The organism is Fulvivirga sedimenti, assembly GCF_020328055.1.
Window position 1 is genome coordinate 1 of the sequence record NZ_JAIXNE010000010.1, and the last position, 19411, is coordinate 19411.

General features: G+C 46.3%; 16 protein-coding genes. 10 read left to right on the forward strand and 6 right to left on the reverse strand.

What is annotated here, in order from left to right; translation table 11 throughout:
- Positions 1 to 502 precede the first annotated feature (502 nt).
- Genes LDX50_RS29980 through alaS form a run of 3 tightly spaced genes read right to left on the reverse strand, consistent with a single transcriptional unit; the run spans position 503 to position 5739 of the window.
- On the reverse strand, positions 503 to 1654 hold the full coding sequence (locus tag LDX50_RS29980) for a peroxiredoxin family protein (RefSeq protein WP_225699998.1): 1152 nt from the start codon (positions 1652 to 1654) through the stop codon (positions 503 to 505).
- 6 nt (positions 1655 to 1660) lie between these two features.
- A complete protein-coding gene (gene gatB, locus LDX50_RS29985; protein WP_225699999.1) occupies positions 1661 to 3112 on the reverse strand; it encodes an Asp-tRNA(Asn)/Glu-tRNA(Gln) amidotransferase subunit GatB in 1452 nt (483 codons plus the stop codon).
- Positions 3109 to 5739: an alanine--tRNA ligase gene (gene alaS, locus LDX50_RS29990; RefSeq protein WP_225700000.1), complete on the reverse strand. Its 2631-nt coding sequence runs from the start codon at positions 5737 to 5739 to the stop codon at positions 3109 to 3111. Before alaS ends, gatB begins: the two co-directional genes overlap by 4 nt.
- Before the next feature lie 163 nt (positions 5740 to 5902).
- On the opposite strand from alaS, the gene LDX50_RS29995 reads away from it, so the two are divergent.
- From LDX50_RS29995 to dprA, 5 genes are read left to right on the forward strand one after another with little or no spacing between them, the layout of a single operon-like run.
- Entirely contained in the window at positions 5903 to 6883 is a 981-nt protein-coding gene (locus tag LDX50_RS29995) for a M23 family metallopeptidase (protein WP_225700001.1), read from the forward strand.
- Between the two features lie 5 nt (positions 6884 to 6888).
- Positions 6889 to 7866 (forward strand): M23 family metallopeptidase, encoded by a 978-nt coding sequence (locus LDX50_RS30000; RefSeq protein ID WP_225700002.1) that lies wholly within the window; start codon positions 6889 to 6891, stop codon positions 7864 to 7866.
- Positions 7867 to 7893: 27 nt separating this feature from the next.
- Positions 7894 to 9084: a CapA family protein gene (locus LDX50_RS30005; protein WP_225700003.1), complete on the forward strand. Its 1191-nt coding sequence runs from the start codon at positions 7894 to 7896 to the stop codon at positions 9082 to 9084.
- A gap of 5 nt (positions 9085 to 9089) precedes the next feature.
- A complete protein-coding gene (locus tag LDX50_RS30010) occupies positions 9090 to 9428 on the forward strand; it encodes a MerR family transcriptional regulator (RefSeq protein WP_225700004.1) in 339 nt (112 codons plus the stop codon).
- A 15-nt stretch (positions 9429 to 9443) separates the two neighbouring features.
- Positions 9444 to 10574: a DNA-processing protein DprA gene (gene dprA, locus LDX50_RS30015; protein ID WP_225700005.1), complete on the forward strand. Its 1131-nt coding sequence runs from the start codon at positions 9444 to 9446 to the stop codon at positions 10572 to 10574.
- Here the strand turns inward: dprA and LDX50_RS30020 are convergent.
- Positions 10554 to 11402: a beta/alpha barrel domain-containing protein gene (locus LDX50_RS30020; RefSeq protein WP_225700006.1), complete on the reverse strand. Its 849-nt coding sequence runs from the start codon at positions 11400 to 11402 to the stop codon at positions 10554 to 10556. The two genes, dprA and LDX50_RS30020, sit on opposite strands and share 21 nt — an antisense overlap.
- Before the next feature lie 143 nt (positions 11403 to 11545).
- Here LDX50_RS30020 and LDX50_RS30025 point away from each other — a divergent pair, with 143 nt between their 5' ends.
- Genes LDX50_RS30025 through LDX50_RS30045 form a run of 5 tightly spaced genes read left to right on the forward strand, consistent with a single transcriptional unit; the run spans position 11546 to position 18090 of the window.
- Positions 11546 to 13264, forward strand: coding sequence for a DUF1800 domain-containing protein (locus tag LDX50_RS30025; RefSeq protein ID WP_225700007.1), 1719 nt, complete (start codon positions 11546 to 11548; stop codon positions 13262 to 13264).
- A 2-nt stretch (positions 13265 to 13266) separates the two neighbouring features.
- Entirely contained in the window at positions 13267 to 14988 is a 1722-nt protein-coding gene (locus LDX50_RS30030) for a DUF1501 domain-containing protein (protein ID WP_225700008.1), read from the forward strand.
- Positions 14989 to 14991: 3 nt separating this feature from the next.
- On the forward strand, positions 14992 to 15879 hold the full coding sequence (locus LDX50_RS30035) for a PorT family protein (protein ID WP_225700009.1): 888 nt from the start codon (positions 14992 to 14994) through the stop codon (positions 15877 to 15879).
- Positions 15879 to 17081: a hypothetical protein gene (locus tag LDX50_RS30040; RefSeq protein ID WP_225700010.1), complete on the forward strand. Its 1203-nt coding sequence runs from the start codon at positions 15879 to 15881 to the stop codon at positions 17079 to 17081. Before LDX50_RS30035 ends, LDX50_RS30040 begins: the two co-directional genes overlap by 1 nt.
- Positions 17082 to 17106: 25 nt before the next feature.
- Positions 17107 to 18090: a 2-hydroxyacid dehydrogenase gene (locus tag LDX50_RS30045; RefSeq protein ID WP_225700011.1), complete on the forward strand. Its 984-nt coding sequence runs from the start codon at positions 17107 to 17109 to the stop codon at positions 18088 to 18090.
- On the opposite strand, the gene LDX50_RS30050 is transcribed toward LDX50_RS30045, so the two are convergent.
- Together LDX50_RS30050 and LDX50_RS30055 are read right to left on the reverse strand one after the other, a co-directional pair.
- Complete coding sequence (locus LDX50_RS30050) at positions 18083 to 18544, reverse strand: PH domain-containing protein (protein WP_225700012.1); 462 nt, start codon at positions 18542 to 18544, stop codon at positions 18083 to 18085. The genes LDX50_RS30045 and LDX50_RS30050 overlap by 8 nt on opposite strands.
- Positions 18544 to 19398, reverse strand: coding sequence for a ChaN family lipoprotein (locus LDX50_RS30055; protein ID WP_225700013.1), 855 nt, complete (start codon positions 19396 to 19398; stop codon positions 18544 to 18546). The genes LDX50_RS30050 and LDX50_RS30055 overlap by 1 nt, the downstream gene beginning before the upstream one ends.
- Positions 19399 to 19411: the final 13 nt, after the last annotated feature.

Below are 19411 nucleotides of genomic sequence, written 5' to 3' on the forward strand. Positions count from 1 at the left end.
GGTCTGCTGAACTATTCCATATCTTACGTATGCGACCCCTGTTGCACAGGGGTCATTCTGACTAACCATCATTTGCTCACATATGCGACCCCCGTTGCACAGGGGTTGGTCTGCTGAACTATTCCATATCTTGCGTATACGACCCCCGTTGCACAGGGGTCGTTCTGACTTACGATCATTTGCTCACATATGCGACCCCCGCTACGCCGGGGGCGGTCTGCTGAACTATTCCATATCTTGCGTATACGACCTCTGTTGCACAGGGGTCGTTTGTCATTAACGCACCTGTTTGGAAAAACATGCCGGGAAATAAGAAGCAGAAGAAGTCCCTGCATTTTTGAATTATCCCAGGATTTCTGCAATGACACATGCGTGAGCGTGGGTCAAATATGTGAGCTCGTGGGTAAAATAAAGAACGACCCCTGCAAAGCGGGGGTCGCATAAAGAATGTGATGGTTATCAGGAAAGGCGTGCCGCAGGTACGCCAAATGTGTAGATTTGATTACCCCTTATTATCAAAAATCTCCGCCAGCTTTTGCCTCAACGCTGCTCCACGAAGGTTTTTGCCGATAATTCGCCCCTCAGGATCAAGGAGAATCGAAAACGGAATGGCTGTAATACCATATGTACGAGCGGCCTCACTGTTCCAGAACTTGAGATCAGAAACCTGGGTCCAGTGCAGTCCGTCTTCTTCAATGGCCTGGAGCCACTTTTCACGGGTCCTATCAAGGCTAACCCCATATACTTCAAATCCCAGGTCATTGTACTGCTGATACACTGCAACAACATTGGGGTTCTCCATCCGGCAAGGACGGCACCACTGTGCCCAGAAATCAACCAATACATACTTTCCGCGTAATGACGACAAAGGAACAATATCACCATCCGGATTGGGAAGTGAAATTTCAGGTGCCACAGCTCCGATCGACAATACTTCCATCGCTTTCACATTGTCGACAAATTCCATCGCAATGGGAGAATCTCCCATGTCCTTTTCCACGCGTGCAGCATAGGACTTCATGTATTCAAAGTGCTGATCAGGATCGATGAACTGCTTATTTTTCAAAATCTCAACGACACCCAGCGAGGTTTCCATGGTATCTGCCGATTTCAATAATTGAGATTTAAACTCAAAATCCATTTCCATATACCGAAGACGCAGTGAATCCATCGCCTCAGAATCATTTTGCTGCTGTGCAGCCACGAACGCCTCGTTCAAACTTCTTACCTGTGCCGATTGCTGAAATTGCTGAACAGCCATTTGTGCCCCTTGAATAAAGTCATGATCAGAGCTGCCATTAACCTCGGCATATCCCTGGGGTTGCTGACCATCGACGTTTACTTCCACATCGTCATTATCCAGAATCAGGTTAACTACCTGCCTTCCGTAAAAATCAAGTTTATAATATCCCGCAGCAGGAACATTTACGCGTTCTTCAAACGTCTTATCACTATTCAACGACAAGGTATCCAGCACTTCGGTCCCACCCGACTGATTCAGATACCTCGATAATATTATATGCCCGTTTTGCTGGGGATTTACCACTCTCCCGGTCAATGTAATCGATCTCCCGTTTGATTCCTGTGAATTGGATTCGGAGGAACACGAATACAGAATCGCCACCGCCACAAGTAAAATGTTCATTTTTTTCATATCGGACTAACCTAGTTTTTTTATTAATAGTTCATTCGCCACTTTTGGATTCACTTTGCCCTTACCACGCCGCATAACTTCTCCCATAAACATGCCAAGTAATCCTTTCTGGCCGCTTTTATATGCCTTCACCTTATCAGGCAGATCCAAAAGCACCTCACTTACCAACGCATCGATCTCATCTTCTCCGGTACTCTGGATCAGATTCAATTCCCCTGCCAGTTTTTCGGCCGGCTGATCCGGTCGCTTAATCATTTCGGGAAAAAGATTCTGTGATGCGATTGAAAAGCTGATTTTGCCCGACTGCACGAGGTCAATTAACCCTGCCAGGGCTTTAGCTTTCAGGGGAAGTTCATTGATTTCAATCGACTTGTCATTCAAATATGACTTCACCGGGCCCATAATCCAGTTGGAGGCCGCTTTATAATGATGTGTCAGGGCAATCACATCTTCAAAATAAAGTGCAATTTCCCTGCTATCGGTAAGAACCTGCGCGTCGTAGGCAGGAAGTTGATATTCCCCAACGTATTTCTCATACAATTCACGGGGCAATACCGGCATATTTGCCGCGATCCTGTTGAGCCATTCCTGTGAAATATGAAGCGGACTCAGATCAGGATCAGGAAAATACCTGTAATCATTTAATTCTTCCTTCGTCCGCATTCCCGACGTTACTCCGGTTGCGGCATCAAAGGTCCGTGTCTCCGACATAATGGTTTCCCCGTTTTCAGCCATCCTTACCTGACGCTCTATCTCGTGATCAATCGCGCGCTGCACATTTCGGATGGAATTCATATTCTTCACCTCGACTTTTTTTCCGTAGGTTTCAGAGCCTTTGGGCATTATCGAAATATTGGCATCACATCGCATGGAGCCCTCTTCCATATTCCCGTCACAGATTCCCAGATACCTGACCAGCCGTCTGATTTCAGTGAGAAAAGCAGATGCCTCCTCCGATGACCTGAGATCAGGTTCTGTTACAATCTCGATGAGCGGCACACCTGCCCTGTTGAAATCAACCAGCGTATCCGTCTCACCGGAAAGGTGAATTGATTTTCCCGCATCCTCTTCAATATGAATACGGTTAAGGTGAACAAGACCCTCCTTACCGTCTTTAAGTGTTATCGGAACCTGTCCGCCTACACAAATCGGTGTTCTGTCCTGCGTGATCTGATAGCCTTTCGGTAAATCCGGATAAAAATAATTCTTGCGGTCAAAGATGTTCACTCGTGAAATTTCAGACTTACATGCTAATCCCATCCGAATGGCATATTCGACCACTTTCCTGTTCAATACCGGCAAGGTTCCCGGATGCCCGAGGGTTATCACACTCACATTGGTATTGGGAGCACTTCCAAATTCCGTGCTGTCGGAATTATATATCTTTGTTTCCGTCTGAAGTTGTGCGTGTACTTCCAGACCGATAACTGCCGTATATTTTTCCCCGGAAGATATCATCCCAGGATTTCCTTTATCATTTCGGTTGCCTTTGAAACCACATTCTTCAGACCACTCAAATCCTTTCCACCTGCGGTCGCATAAAATGGCTGTCCGCCACCACCTCCCTGTATTTCCCGGGCGAGCTCCCTTACCATCGTTCCAGCATGGATCTTACCTTCTGATATGAGAGAATCAGGCGCCATAACAGCAATTTGCGGCTTCCCGGCCACATCCGCTGCCAGTACCAGTACCAACTCGGGGACTTCATTCTTTAACTCAAACGCAAGCTTTTTCAGGGTATCCGCATTCGGAATTTCAACTTCTTCAATGATCACCTTAAATGATGCCAAATCAACCGCCTTATCCTTAAGACTTGATTTAAGGTTGCCGGCCTTATCCTGATGTAATTTCTGAATTTCCTTTTCAAGCTGGTTACGCTGCTCGACGAGTTGCTCCACGGCATGTCGAATATCCTGCGCGCCCTTTAGCAGGCTCTGAATGTCCTTGTTAAGTTGAACCTGATCCTCAACAAACTGCTCTGCCACTTCACCGGTAATGGCTTCAATTCTCCGGATGCCTGCAGAAATAGACGATTCGGAAACGATTTTGAAAAATCCGATGTTTCCGGTGGCATTCACATGCGTGCCCCCGCAAAGTTCAACTGAATAGTCCGGATCGAAGCTGATCACACGAACCAGATCCCCATATTTTTCACCAAAAAGAGCCATGGCACCCATGGCCTTGGCTTCCGCAATGGGAACCGCCCGGTTTTCAACGCGCTGTATGTCTTCACGGACTTTCTCATTCACCCGATGTTCCACTTTCAGAATCTCTTCATCGGTCATCTTCTGAAAATGCGAAAAATCAAACCGAAGTACATCTTCATTTACCAGGGATCCGCGCTGTTCCACATGGGCACCCAATACCTCGCGCAGGGCGGCATGCAAGAGGTGTGTGGCACTGTGGTTTGCCATGATCCTGCTTCGGCGCTTTACGTCAACCTGAGCGCTGAAAATCCCCTTCATATCTTCGGGAAGCTTATCTACCAAATGAACGATTAGATCATTTTCCTTCCTGGTGTCCAGAACACGAATTTCAGCCCTGTCATTTTTCAAGGTCCCGGTATCTCCTACCTGACCGCCGCTCTCTGCATAAAAAGGAGTTTTATCCAGCACAACCTGGTAGATATTTTTTCCTTTTTGCTTTAGAGTTCGGTAACGAAGTATGTGAGATTTGGTTTCAGTGGTATCATACCCAACAAATTCCACGTCCGTATCCGGTGAGAGTATTTCCCAGTCGCCCGTTTCCCGTGCCGCATCGGCTTTGGAACGGTTCTTCTGGATTTTCATAGCTTCCTGAAAGCCCTTTTCATCCACAGCCATGCCATTCTCACGGGCAATCAGTGAAGTAAGGTCGAATGGAAAACCGTATGTATCGTATAATTCAAAGGCAAGATCCCCCGGAATGATTTTATCCCCGGCATGATCAGCCCGGATAATCTCCAGTCTCTTCAACCCGTTCTCCAGGGTATGCAAAAAAGACTCTTCCTCCTTTTTCATGACCTGAATAATAAAGTCTTTCTGTTCCACGATCGAAGGGAATACACCGTCGAACTGATGCGTAAGAATCGGCACCAGTGTATACATAAAGGGCTCATTGAATCCCAGGAATGTATAACCGTACCTCACAGCCCTCCTTAAAATGCGTCTGATCACATATCCAGCCCCGTTGTTGGACGGTAATTGCCCGTCAGCAATCGCAAAAGCAATCGCGCGAACATGATCCGATATTACACGCATAGCAATATCCTTCTGATTATCAGACCCATATGAAACACCGGAGCGGGCGCTGATATGATCAATCAGCGGGGTGAATACGTCGGTATCGTAGTTGGACGTCTTGCCCTGAATCGCCATGCACAGTCGCTCAAAACCCATCCCGGTATCAACATGACGGGCAGGAAGTGAAACAAGTTTACCGGAAGCCTGCCGGTTAAATTCCATAAATACCAGGTTCCATATCTCTACAACCAGCGGATGATCCTGGTTCACAAGTTCCTTGCCTGGCAACTTCTTTAGTTCGCTTTCCGGGCGCAGGTCAATATGAATTTCTGAACACGGTCCGCATGGCCCGGTATCTCCCATTTCCCAGAAGTTGTCTTTCTTACTTCCATTCAGAATACGCCCTGAATCAATGAATTCTTTCCAGTAGGCACGAGCTTCATTGTCCTCCTCCAGGTTATCCCCTTCATCGCCGCCAAACACGGTTACGTACAGTCTGTCCTTTGGCAACTGGTATACTTCGGTAAGTAGTTCCCATGCCCATGCGATGGCTTCCTTCTTGAAATAATCCCCGAATGACCAGTTACCCAGCATTTCGAACATTGTGTGGTGATAGGTATCAAGCCCCACTTCCTCGAGGTCATTGTGTTTTCCGGAAACCCGCAAGCATTTCTGCGTATCTGCGGCACGTTCATAGGGAGCCGGACGGGTTCCAAGGAAATAATCCTTGAACTGATTCATTCCGGCATTGGTGAACATCAAAGTAGGATCATCTTTATTAACCATGGGGGCCGACGGAACGATGGCGTGTCGGCGCTCTTCAAAGAAGTCTAAAAATTTCTGACGTATTATTTTGGATTCCATTATTGGCAAAAATGCTTAAATATCTTACAGGGTACCTGATTTTTTGTAACTAACTCCTATATTCCCGATCTGGAGTCACGAATTACCTACGGGGTTCGAGCCATATTTTTTTACTAATTCGCAATAAAAGCACAAAAATAGCAGTTTTTAGCGAACCTGATTCATGGCAAGAATAAAATATACATACGATACGCAGACATGCCGTTATGAACGTGTGAAACGTACATGGATGGATGTTTTCCTGAATTTTGCGGGTTACCTCGCCACCGCTGCCGTCGTAGCGACCTTTGTCGTACTCATCCGGAATGCCTATTACGAAACGCCACAAACACGGTCATTGACCCGGGAGAATGAATCACTCCGCGAACATCATGAAAACCTCAGGGCAGAACTTTTCGAGGTTTCATCGGTAATCGATGCACTCAACCAGCGTAACAACAATATTTACAGGAAGATCTACGAAGCAGAGCCGCTGCAAAACGGGGCATCAACAACCCGAAGCAATTTCAGTAAGCACTATAAAACAATTCTTCAAAATGGCTGGGATAATGAGGATTATGTGGAAGATGCCGTAGATAAGATTGAAAAGATCCGCAAAGCATCATCCAAACGATCCATGGAAGAAGTAATTCGTCTGGCTCGTGACAATAGTGAAATTTTAACTTCACTTCCTGCCATTCAACCAGTTGAAAATAAGGATCTTAAAAAACTCGCATCGGGATTTGGTATGCGAATAAATCCGTTCCACAAAGCGCGGGTGATGCATTTCGGAATCGATTTTGCTACCCACCGCGGAGACAATGTCCTGGCAACGGGCGACGGCCGTGTGAAGCTGGTAAAATCCAACAGCAAGCTTGAAACGGGTTATGGCAACTATATAGAAATTGATCATGGAAACGGGTATGTTACCCGGTATGCTCACCTGGGAGAAATTGAAGTAGGTCAGGGTGACCGGGTAAAACGCGGCGACACCATTGCCAAAGCCGGTAACAGTGGCGGGTCGATTGCCCCGCATGTTCATTATGAAATTATTAAAGATGGTAATCAGATAGATCCTTTGAATTTTATGATTCAGGGACTTGATGATCATATGTTCAGAACGCTGCGACAGGTAGCGGGACGTGAAAACCAATCATTGGATTGATCATTATGGCGAAGGTTCATTTTTACTACAATACTGAAACCTGCAACTACGAGCGCTACAAGGCGTCCCGGAAAGAAATTATATTGAATATCCTGGGATTCCTGAGCGTTACCGCGATCATCGCAATCGGCATCATATACGTGTATCAGTCAAATTTCAAATCGTTGAAGGAATCCAGGCTGGAAGCTGAAAATCAGCAGCTCCTCCTCGACTGGAATATATTGAAAAAGGAAATTGAAACAGCGCATGCCACAGTTGGTGAGCTGGAATTTACCGATGACGAGATATTTCGTGTAATCCTGGATACCGAACCGATTCCGGCTTCGGTGCGTGATGGTGGTACTGGTGGACACGACAAATACAGTGATTTGGTAGACCGCTCTCTGGAAAAAGCTCCAATGATCCTGTCAACCTATCGTCAGCTGGACGTTTTGCGCAAGCGGCTGTACATTCAGAGTAAATCCTACGACCAGATTTCGGAAATACTTTCCGAAAAAGAGAAGATGTGGTCTTCACGTCCGGCCATTCAACCTATCAACAATAAAGAACTTGTTCGAATTGCCAGTGGATTTAAGCCTAAGCGATTCAATCCGGTACTGAAACGCTGGATGCCGCATAAAGGAATTGATTTCACCGCGTCCAAGGGCACCCCGGTCTATGCAACTGGTGACGGCCGCATTGAACAGATGTACCGATCGTCGAGCTATGGCAATGTTATTTTCGTGGATCACGGATACGGTTATGAGACACGCTATGCCCACCTGAATGAGTTTAATGTTAAACGGGGAGAAACTGTAAAGCGCGGCCAGATCATAGGTTATGTGGGAAATACAGGCAGGTCAGTGAGTGCCCATTTACATTATGAGGTAGTCTACAAGGGTCAGCATATTAACCCGATCAATTTCTTTCAGCGTGACCTGAGTAATGAGGCGTATGAGAAACTTATCGAAATTTCACAGCAATCCAATGAAGTACTGGATTAACCGTTCCATGGGATTATCTTTGCAGGCATGAGCAAATACCTCCGGAACCTTATCATTCTACTGATCCTGACTGTAACAGGTTGTAAAACTGCGCAGCAAACAACCAAAACACCTGACATTCAGCCTACAAAGGTTGACTCCACCTTTACACGCATTGATACCCTTGGTGTTAAAGCTGATACACTGATTATCCTGAAACAAGATTCCGTAGAAATTGGAATTCACAGGATCTTTAAAGATACGGTCCGGATCATTGGTGTCGGAGACATTATGATGGGAACCAATTTTCCGGATGAAAGTTATCTGCCTTCCAACAGGGGCAAAGACCTGCTCCGGGAGGTCACCCCTATTCTGCAGGATGCTGATATTACTTTCGGCAATCTGGAGGGAGTGATCCTGAACGAAGGGGGCGATGAAAAAAAATGCAAGGATCCCAAACTATGTTATATATTCAGGTCTCCTGAATACCTCGCCCAGAACCTGGTGGATGCCGGATTTGATGTGATGAGCACCGCGAATAACCATGCCGGTGATTTTGGGGATCCGGGCCGAAAGAACACACAACGTGTTTTGGATTCGTTAGGACTCTATCATGCCGGGCAGGTGAACACACCATATGTCACGTTTATGCGCGATGGGATGCGATATGGGTTTGCCGCCTTTTCCCCCAACAGCAATACCATGAGTATCAATGACCACGAAGCGGCGGCAGCGATTGTACAACACTTAGATTCGATCAGTGATATTGTTATCGTTTCATTTCATGGTGGAGCAGAAGGAAGCAAATATCAGACTGTTCCGAGGCAGGAAGAAATGTTCTATGGGGAAAACCGCGGCGACGTCTATGCCTTTTCCCATGCAATGATCGATGCCGGTGCAGATGTCATCTTTGGTCATGGTCCGCACGTGACCCGCGCAATAGATATATATAAAAACCGCTTCATCGCCTATTCACTTGGAAATTTCTGCACCTATGCCCGTTTCAACCTGCGGGATGAGAACGGTCTTGCCCCTATTGTGAAGGTTTATACCGGGCCGGATGGTGCTTTTTTATTCGGCGAGATTATCCCTACCATACAGACCGGTGCGGGCGGACCCAGTATCGATGAAAAAGGACGCGTAATTAACACAATTCGTTCACTTACAGAAAAAGACTTCCCCGAGGTTCAAGTATCTATTGATGATTCTGGAAGAATTAATTATCTTCATGGTGAATAACCACTATGCCCTACAAAGAAAAAACCATAGAGAAAAAGTACTTCGCCATCGGTGAGGTAGCAGAAATGTTCGATGTAGCCCCTTCCCTGATCCGTTTCTGGGAGAGCGAGTTTGAAATAATCGCTCCTAAGAAAAACAGAAAAGGAAACCGGCAATTTACCCGGGATGATATTGAGAATGTCCGTCTCATTTATCATCTAGTAAAGGAAAAGGGGTTTACACTGCAAGGAGCCAAGGAAATGCTTAAAAAGGACAGCGGAAAAGTGAAAAGTGATCTGGATATGATCGATTCGCTTAAGCAGGTCCGTTCCTTTCTGGTTGAACTCCGTCAGCAGTTAGGATAATCGAACAATTACCATATGGATCAGAACCGGCTGGACCAGCTGGCCCTGCACTGTATTCCCGGAATCGGAAGCGTAACCATCCGGCAACTGATTGCGCATTGCGGATCCGCCAGTGCTGTATGGGCAGCCCCCAAAAAGAAAATAACGGCAATCCCGGGAATCGGTCCTTACACGTATTCCCTTCTATCCCATCGAAATACCGCCTGTCACAAAGCTGAGAAAATTGCAGAAGCGCTGCCCGGGGAAGAGGTTCGTCTATTATTCCATACCGACGATACATTTCCGGTCAGGCTGCGACAAATTCCTGATGCGCCTTCCCTGCTGTATTTTAGGGGAACTGCAGATCTGAATCAGAAGAAGATCATTGCTATCGTGGGGACCCGGCGGGCCACCAGGTACGGGCTTGACTTCACTTCCGAGCTGATTCTAAATTTATCTCACCACAAACCTCTGATAATAAGTGGCTTAGCCTATGGCATTGATATCTGTGCTCACAAATGTGCGATACGTGAAGGATTAGCAACTATAGGAATTCTGGCAGGCGGGCTGAACAGGATTTACCCGGCGGGCCATAGTGCTACTGCATTTAAAATGATACATAACGGAGGGCTGCTATCTGAACATGCGTTGGATATTGCTCCGGAAGCACACTTGTTCCCCGCACGTAACCGCATTATTGCGGGTATTGCAGATGCCGTTATAATTGTGGAGGCAGCAGCAAAAGGAGGTGCACTGATCACCGCACGTCTTGCCAATGATTACAACCGGGATGTCTTCGCTTTACCAGGCCCGGTAAATGCTCCCTACTCTACAGGATGCAACAACCTGATCAAACGCAATCAGGCACATTTGCTAACCAGTGCGGCAGATATCGAGTATATCCTTGACTGGCAAACAAAAGAGGCTAGTTCAGCACATTTTCGAATTGTTATCGAAAATTTATCGGTTCCGGAAAATCGGATTCTCACTTTGCTTGAAACGGAAAAATATCCGGTGCAACTGGATCATTTAAGCTGGGCAACAAACCTGACGGTATACGAAACCGCCACTGCGCTTCTCCAACTTGAATTTAAGGGGTTGATACGTGCATTGCCTGGAAACCGTTATTGTCTTCCGCAGGAATCTTTATCCAAACACATCTACTGATTTTTTCATCGCAGATTCCAGGGCTGGCTGATCAATGGCCAGGGATACACCTGCATCCTGAAGACATTCAATGATCGTCTCGGTGGCAACATTACCAACAAGATCATCCTTGGCCATGGGACAACCACCAAACCCGCGCAGTGCACCATCAAATCTTCGGCAACCCGCCTTGAAGGCCGACTGAATACGGGAATATGCATCCTGCGGACGTGCATGGAGATGAACTCCAAGCTCCAGGTCGGGGAATTCCAACCGAACACGGGTGAAAGTTGATGAGATAAGTTGATCGGAAGCATTCCCGATCGTATCGCTGAGAGAAAGTATTTGCACTCCTCGCGTGGTAAGTGCACGTATGTGTTCCAGCACGATATCTTCAGAGTATGGATCACCATACGGATTTCCAAAGCCCATGGAAAGATAGGCCACCAGCTGCCTTTCTTTTTTTGCACAAATTTCAAGGATGGTATCCACGGTATCATATGCCTGATCGATTCGCTGATTGGTATTTCGTAACTGAAATGTTTCTGATATCGAAAATGGAAAACCCAGGAATTCTATTTCATTATGCATTGCCGCCTCTTCGGCACCTCGAACATTTGCAATAATCGCCAGAAGTTTGGTAGAGGTAGATGAAAGATCAAGCTGGGCCAGCACTTCTGCGGTATCCTTCATCTGGGGTATGGCCTTTGGTGATACAAAACTCCCGAAATCCAGCGTGTCAAATCCAACTCTCAGGAGGCTGTTCAGATAACTAACCTTCTGAAAAGTAGGAACAAATGACTCCAAACCTTGCATGGCATCACGGGGACACTCAATGAGCTTTACCATAGTATTTCCTTTAATGAACACACCAAATATAGACAAATTAGACCTTTGGTCGGTGAAATCCGCAACTCATCCTTCTTTGCTTTTTGTTAGGAATGTTCTGCCATTGGTTTAATGATGTAGTATTCTTTTTTAATGAAAATACGATGCCTTTATTACCTCTAAATGGAACACTAGGACAACACCGCGCAGCACACCTGTTAAGGCGTGCAGCTTTTGGCGGGACTAAAGCGGATATAGATGCTTTTGCCGGACTGAGTGCCGCACAAGCAACTGCTCAGCTTTTTGTAAACTCGGCTTTTCCGGCTCCCCCTGTAAATCCTGATACAGGGGCAACCTGGATTGGTACGCCCAGAACAGATGGTGAAGGCGATGACCGGCTGTCAATGCTTTTTATCCAGTGGTTTCTGGGAAGAATGATGGGTGTAGACAATCTGCCGATAAATGATATCGTACGGGAGAAACTGGTTTTCTTCCTTCATTCCTATTTTACCACCATGAATTCCAAGGTGAGCAACAGCAGGGCGCTCTACTATCAGAATGAGCTTTTCCGCCGTTTTGCATTTGATGAGAATGATGATGTTCTCGGACCAAGAGACTTCAGAACACTCGTTAAAAAGGTATCACTGGATAACGCCATGATGCTTTTCCTTGATGGACAGCAAAATGTTAAGGGAAGTCCGAATGAAAACTACGCCCGCGAAATGCTGGAATTGTATACGATTGGCCGCGGACTGGAAGGCAATGTGCCTTCAACAGGTATCCCCGGAGACTATTATAATTTTACTGAACAGGACGTTCGTGCGGCAGCCAATGTCCTTACAGGTTATGACTTTGACGAGACATTCACGAACCTGGATCCTGAGACGGGGTTACCCACTGCCATCATCAAAGGGGGCCTTTCCCCTTCCCAGCATGAATCAGATTCCGGTCTGAAGCAATTCAGCAACCGATTCAATAATGCCGTTATCGCTGCAGATCCTGCTTTGATGATTAACGGCGACCCTACCCCGGAGAGTATGGCCGATGAACTTGACCAGTTGATCAACATGATCTTTGGGCAGGAAGAAACGGCGCGTCACATCTGCCGTAAACTTTACCGTTTCTATGTTCATTACGAAATTACTCCTGAGCTGGACAATGATATCATTGCCGATATGGCGTCCAGGTTTATCGCAGGTGGATTCAAAATTCAACCGGTACTGGAAGCCCTTTTTACCAGCAGCCATTTTTATGAGGCAATTGGCGGGGTTGATGATGACAAGTTCGGAGCAATCATTAAATCACCGCTCGACCTGGTTGTCACTACTTTCACATTCTTTGAGATCAGTGTACCATCCTATCAAAGCGACACTGCCCGGTTCTATGAAGCTACAGGTGAACTGTTAAAAGCAATGGAATCGCAGGGGATGACGCTGTATGAACCCATCGAGGTTGCGGGATATCCTGCTTATCACCAATTCCCGAGATATAACAGGAACTGGATATCCACCAACTACCTGGTACGCCGTTACCAGTTTATCAGAGAATTACTTGATGGAAATGAGATGTTCTATTTTAATGTGCGCTCATTTCTGTCACAGCGGTTTGCCATCCAATGGACAGACGCCCGCCAACTGATACTGGCTTTATGTCCGTACATTTTTCCTATGGCTCAAAACCTCAGTTTTACTGCCGGAACCAGTCATTTGACGGCAGAAAGGCTTAATTATTTTCTGTATGCGTTCCTAACGGCAAATCAGTACACCGAGGCTGAATGGACAACGCTTACCGCAGATCCTAATACGAACTACCTGGAGATTGAATCACTGTTAACGAGCCTGCTTAATTCCACGCTCCAAACTCCGGAATACCAACTTTTTTAATCATGAAACGCAGAAGCTTTTTAAATAGAATTCCCCTTATGGCCGGTGCATCCTTCGCGTTGCAGCATGTGCCTATACGTGTAATGAGTCAGCACAGTCCGTTTATGAGATTGGCCGGTCAAAGCACGAATGACCGGGTTATCATCATCCTGCAGATGCACGGAGGTAATGATGGTCTGAATACGTTTATACCTGTGGAGCAATACGACCTGTATTACAGTCGCCGAGCGAACATTGCGATACCGGCTAAAAACAGTATCCGCAGCATGATTCCACTTGACAGTACTCTTCCTTACGCCGACCAGGTAGGCCTTCACCCCGATCTGATTGGAATGAAAGATATGTACGACCGCGGAAGAATGGCTATTGTTCAGGGTGTGTCCTATCCAAATAATAACGGTTCACATTTCAGGGGCCGGGATATATGGCATATGGGCGGAGGTCCTGACGATTACTTCAGCTCAGGATGGGTAGGACGTTACCTGCAGCAGGATATAGCGCCGATGCAATATCCGGATGAATTTCCGAATGCGGCTTGTCCGGATCCGCTTGCCATCGAAATGGGATCGGATGTATCACTCATTTTTCATCAGAATAATAACATTCCGTTATCCATATCCCTGGGAAGCAACCCGGAAGCACTGGCAAATCTCGTTGGTGAGCTGGAAGGATTCACCGATGAAGGATTCGACCCAAGAGGAAAACCGCCTTCATTCCTGGATGATTCACCCTACGGTAAAGAAATGAACTGGATCCTGGGACTCGAAGATAAATCGGAGGATTATGCGGCCAGGCTTTATGAGATCTACAGCCGATCATCTCCTACCCAGGTGTCCTATCCCGAGGTATATCCATTCAATGCCCCCGCCTCGAGCCTGCGCAACAGACTGACGCCACAGCTTCAGATGATCGCACGTCTTCTTGACGGCGGTGGAGCCGGACAAGGCGTAAAAACCAAAGTCTTCCTGGTGAAGATAGGAGGCTTTGATACACATGCCTCACAGGTGGAAAGCTATGATCCTACCATGGGTTCCCATGCGGCACTGCTTTATCATATATCCTCCGCGATGCGGGCATTCCAGGAGGACCTGCGTGTACGCGGACTTGAGAACAAGGTTCTTACCTTAACCACTTCAGAATTCGGACGACGAATCGGATCAAACGGAAGCTATGGTACTGATCATGGTACGGGTGCCCCAATGATGCTGTTCGGAGCGGGTGTGAACCCGGGCGTTTACGGAACAAATCCGGATGTCACCCAGAATAATGTTCAGATGCAATTTGACTATCGTCAGATCTATGCCAATATCCTTAAGGACTGGATGCAGGTGGATGAACAGGTTATCAACAATGACATTTTCTTTGGTGACTTTATCCAGGGCCCTAAACCGGATGGCGGCAATTATGAACCTATTCCGCTTGCCCGGCAGGAAATCACCAGCAATGAAGCATTTTTCTCTGAGAGATTCCGACTGGAAAAGGCGTATCCGAATCCGGCAAGGGATTATACAAATATCCGGTACAGAATCAACTCGCCTGCCGATGTCAAGCTCACACTGTATGATATCCAGGGACGACCTGTAAAAATACTCGTTGATGAACATCGTGAACCGGGAGACCATGAGGTGAAGGTTCATCTCGATGATGTGCCTGCAGGAATTTACATTTATGAAATTGCCGCGGGAATATTGAAGGATTCAAAACGATTGATTGTAAGGAAATAAGCCATGAAAAAACTACTATTTTTTATCCTTTGCGCCCTGCTATTTTTAGGTGCGGAAACGATGGCCCAAAAGAGCCCTTACCCTAAGAAGAAGGGTGAAGGGTATGGTAAAAGGCCGGACCGGAAAAGCCAGTTCCTCAAAACACAATGGTGGCTGGGATTCATTGCCGGTGGTAATTTCACCCAGGCCATATCGCAGGAAAGTTACAGCGGATATGTACCTGTAAATTACCATCCGTCAGACCTGGAGAAGTCGTACGACAGCTTTCTGGGTGGCGGTCAGGCAGGTATTTCTGTGACTTTCTATCACAGGGGCTTTTCATTTGTATTCGAACCGCAGTTCCGGATCCAGAAGTTTGGTTATGAAAATAATTATCTCTGGACATCTGAAACGGATGGATCCAACACACTTGAGTTGAACTATCATCACCTTCACCAACTCCAGTATGTTGATATGCCCGTTTTTGTCCGTTATGACCTTATGTCCGGTAAATTTCGGCCCTACGTGCAGTTTGGGGGGTATTACAGTCACCTGATTGATGCCAAAAAAACGGTATCCAACAATGGTACTGACATGGCTTCCGGAGGAACAGGGCCTTTTGAAAATCAGGAGGTTACGTTCGGTGTGGATGACCTCTTCATCAAGTCAAACCTTGGCTGGGCGGCCGGTGCCGGTGTGAATTACGATGTCTGGAATGTTCGTCTCACACTCAATATTGTATACAGGAGCGGAATCAACGTAATCACCAATGCGGGAAATCGCTACAGTGAAAATCCCGTTGCCGGAACAGGCGACGCCATGGATGATATCACGCTGCAAAGTGTAGATATAAGTATCGGTTGCGTATTCCCGCTTCGATTTATCAGTTCAAACTTAAAAGCAGTAGAATAATGAACAGGCTGTACAACATAAAACTAATTTGGGTTCTGCTGTTTGCTGTATTTACCTCATGCGACCTGGCAGACAATACCGCAGATCCTACCCTGTCATTTACCAGGGTATATGACGATAACAGGTTTGAAGCTTCCTATCAACCTATAGATATCATTCAAACCACAGATAATGGCTTTCTCATTCTTGCCAGCAGGCAGACGGAGAATTCTGATTTTCCTGCGGCATATGTGATGAAAATCGATGAAAAAGGGAATTTTGTCAAGGAAAATGATTTCCTGAACGCGCTATCCAATCCATTGGATAACTTCATCCTTGTTGGTGGTAATGTGTATTTCGTAGCAATGGATGGGATTAATCTCAATACACTGCTCGTTCCGGTTAATGAAGATGGAAGCTCGGGCGATCCGATAGCCCTGGGCGGACTAACTTATCCGCTTCATGCCGCAGCAGATGGGAACAACATCCTGGTTCAAAGCTATAATCACGAGGACAAACGAACCGTTTTGTCTGTCGTAAGCACTTCAGGTGCGATTTCACGACAGGCGACTTTTGATATCGGCCCGGGCAGTGAAACTGAGGCTCCTTTAATTGCCCATTTTACGCGTACAGGAAAAAAACTTCCTTTCCGGGTAGGTAAAACCAGTACAGGACTTTATTATTTCAATGGATTTTTCAATTACACCTTTTCATTGGTATTCACCGATCTTTCAGACGGGGCTCCATTGGGTGTAACACAGGGCCAGCATGAAGATGGTGGAATCAGTGCCGTTCTTCCGCTTGACCAGGGGTACTTCGCCCTTTCGAGTTTTAATTTCGGAACCAACTACCTGATGCCGAAAACACAGCTTCAGGTGAACGGTATTACTTCGACTGTTGACCTGGTGGGCAACCCGTTCCCGGAACTTGTGCCCGATGCGCCGGTTCAACTCAAAAGTCTTTCACTGGACGGAGCCAACGTAATCACGTTCGGAAGTCATACCCGAAACGGACAGATTGTACTCCACGCTTTTGAAAGTTCTACCGGAAGTCTCATCGGTTCCGAATACCTGGGATATGGTGATCAGAACGAGTTGGCGGGCTTTATTTCGACCTCAGATGGCGGAATGGCGGTTGTGGGAACGACCTATGTTGCCGGGCGTTTTGGCCGGGTTACCCTCTATAAACTATCGGCTGGTCAGGTAAGTGATTTTATAAATTAAAAAAAGAATTCGGTATTTTCGGAAAATGAAAATTGCCGTATTCAGCTCGAAAAAATATGATGTTGATAGTTTCAATAAACTGGAGCACAACCATACGATTCATTATTTCGAAACTACCCTATCTGAATCGACTGTGGCACTTGCTGCGAAGCACGACGCGATTTGCGCGTTTGTAAATGATCATCTGAATGATGATGTGCTGCAACGGCTGAATGAGTTGAACATAAAGGCTGTATTCCTCAGATGTGCCGGATTTAATAATGCAGATATTACAGCTGCTGAAAAATATGGGATCGCGATTTATCGCGTTCCCGCATATTCTCCGGAAGCGGTGGCAGAACATGCCATGGCGCTGGTGCTTTGCCTCAGCCGAAAAATCCATAAAGCATACAATCGTATCCGGGATAATAATTTTTCCCTTGAACGGTTAACAGGCTTCACTCTGAATGGAAAGATTATTGGCGTAGTCGGAACCGGCAACATTGGTAAATGCTTTTGCCGGATCGCTCTTGGTTTCGGGTGCCGGGTAATTGCCTATGACGTAAGAGAGGATGAGGAGCTTGTAAAGATGGGTGTGGAATATCACTCCCTTGATAAGGTCCTTGAGCATTCTCACATAATATCGCTGCATGTTCCGTTATTTCCGGAAACCCATCATATGATTCGTAAGGAGTCCATAAAAAAAATGAGAGATGGGGTAATGATCATCAATACCAGCCGGGGAGCGCTCATCAAGACCAGGGATGTCATTAAAGCTTTAAAATCAGGAAAGATCGGCTACCTGGGAATCGATGTTTATGAACAGGAGGAAAACCTCTTTTTTGAAGATTTGTCGGAAAAAATTATTCAGGATGATCTGGTTTCAAGACTCATGACATTCCCGAATGTACTGATCACATCGCACCAGGCATTCCTGACAAGCGAGGCCTTGCAGGAGATCGCTGAGGTTACCCTTCAAAATGTAGAAGACCACCTTAACGGTGTATCTACGAAGAATCGGATTATTTAAATAACTGTCGGTCAACCTGAATCTTATGGTTTATGGCAGTTATGCATTGAATGAACTTTTCATTTGTATCGGGTGAAACATAAATCAGGTCTGAGCTGCCATAGTATATTATGATCCCGCCGGTAGCGAGTGCCGGACGAACCCCAACCCACAGTGTGCGGCCTACCTCCAGTTTTCGAATTGAATTTATGGGGATCACTCCCCTCACCGGTCCGGAATAATAATACAATTTTTCTTCCCGTACGACGTAACGAGTTCCCAACCAGATCCATATGATAAGTCCGGCACTCAGCGACATCATGACTATGGCAAATACTTTGATCCATATATTTTCTTCCGATCCCTTCAAAAGGACCATCACAATGGCAAAAATCGAAACGCCGATTGTAAACCAATAAATAAGCAAAACCCAAAAGGTTTGCTTCGATTTAAACTTGTACTCCTGATGATTCATTAATAGGTTGAGGTCATATCCTCGTCTACGCAAATTATGTAATCTGCCTTCCCGTGAAATTCTTCCTCAAGACGGGAAAGGTCAGCTTGCTTCACCGTTGAAATAGTAACAATTTTCAAACCCGGCTTTGCCCGCTTCAGGTACCAAATGATACCTTCCTTGTCATCCGAATGATACGCCCCGTTATAATGAATGAAAAGTTTCCCTGTTTCATAATTCTCGGAAATAAACCAGGCCATGGTCGCGTCCTTTGAGGCTTGTGCCATGGGCATTGTGGGTGAAGCATGATCACCCATCATAGTCATCATCGCTTTATATGAAGGGAGTTCTGAATCGTAATCAAAGGGCAACGGAGCAATCCAGGATTTCTCCTCGTCACTCAGACTGTCCAGTGCAGAAAATCCTTTGCGGTAAACCAGGTTTGCATATCGCCGGGGAATGTTAGTAGCCACAAACGGAATCTTTTGTTCACGCGCATAATCAACCAGGGGCGCATAATCCGTCTTAAAATTCGGCCAGAGACGCGCTGTACTATCGAGCCCCTTTCTGTCTACCTTCCCCTGCAGGTACGCATTGAGTGCTTCCTGATTATCTGCCTCAAACATTTCCGCACCCAGGATAAGTGAACGGGATTTCCCAAGATCCTGTGTGAGCTCCAGCTGCAGCCAGTGCGTGATCGGGTTGTCGTGGAATTCACCGATAAAAAGAACATCGGCATCGGAGATGCTCTTCAGCATTTTATTATAGTTTGTCTTCTTGCCACTGGAAGAAAACAACTGATACGCCTGCAAATCCTGTGCGTTGGCTGAATTCAGGATACCGCTTGCAAGAAAGAGAATGAATAAGAATCGCATAAGATCAATGTTA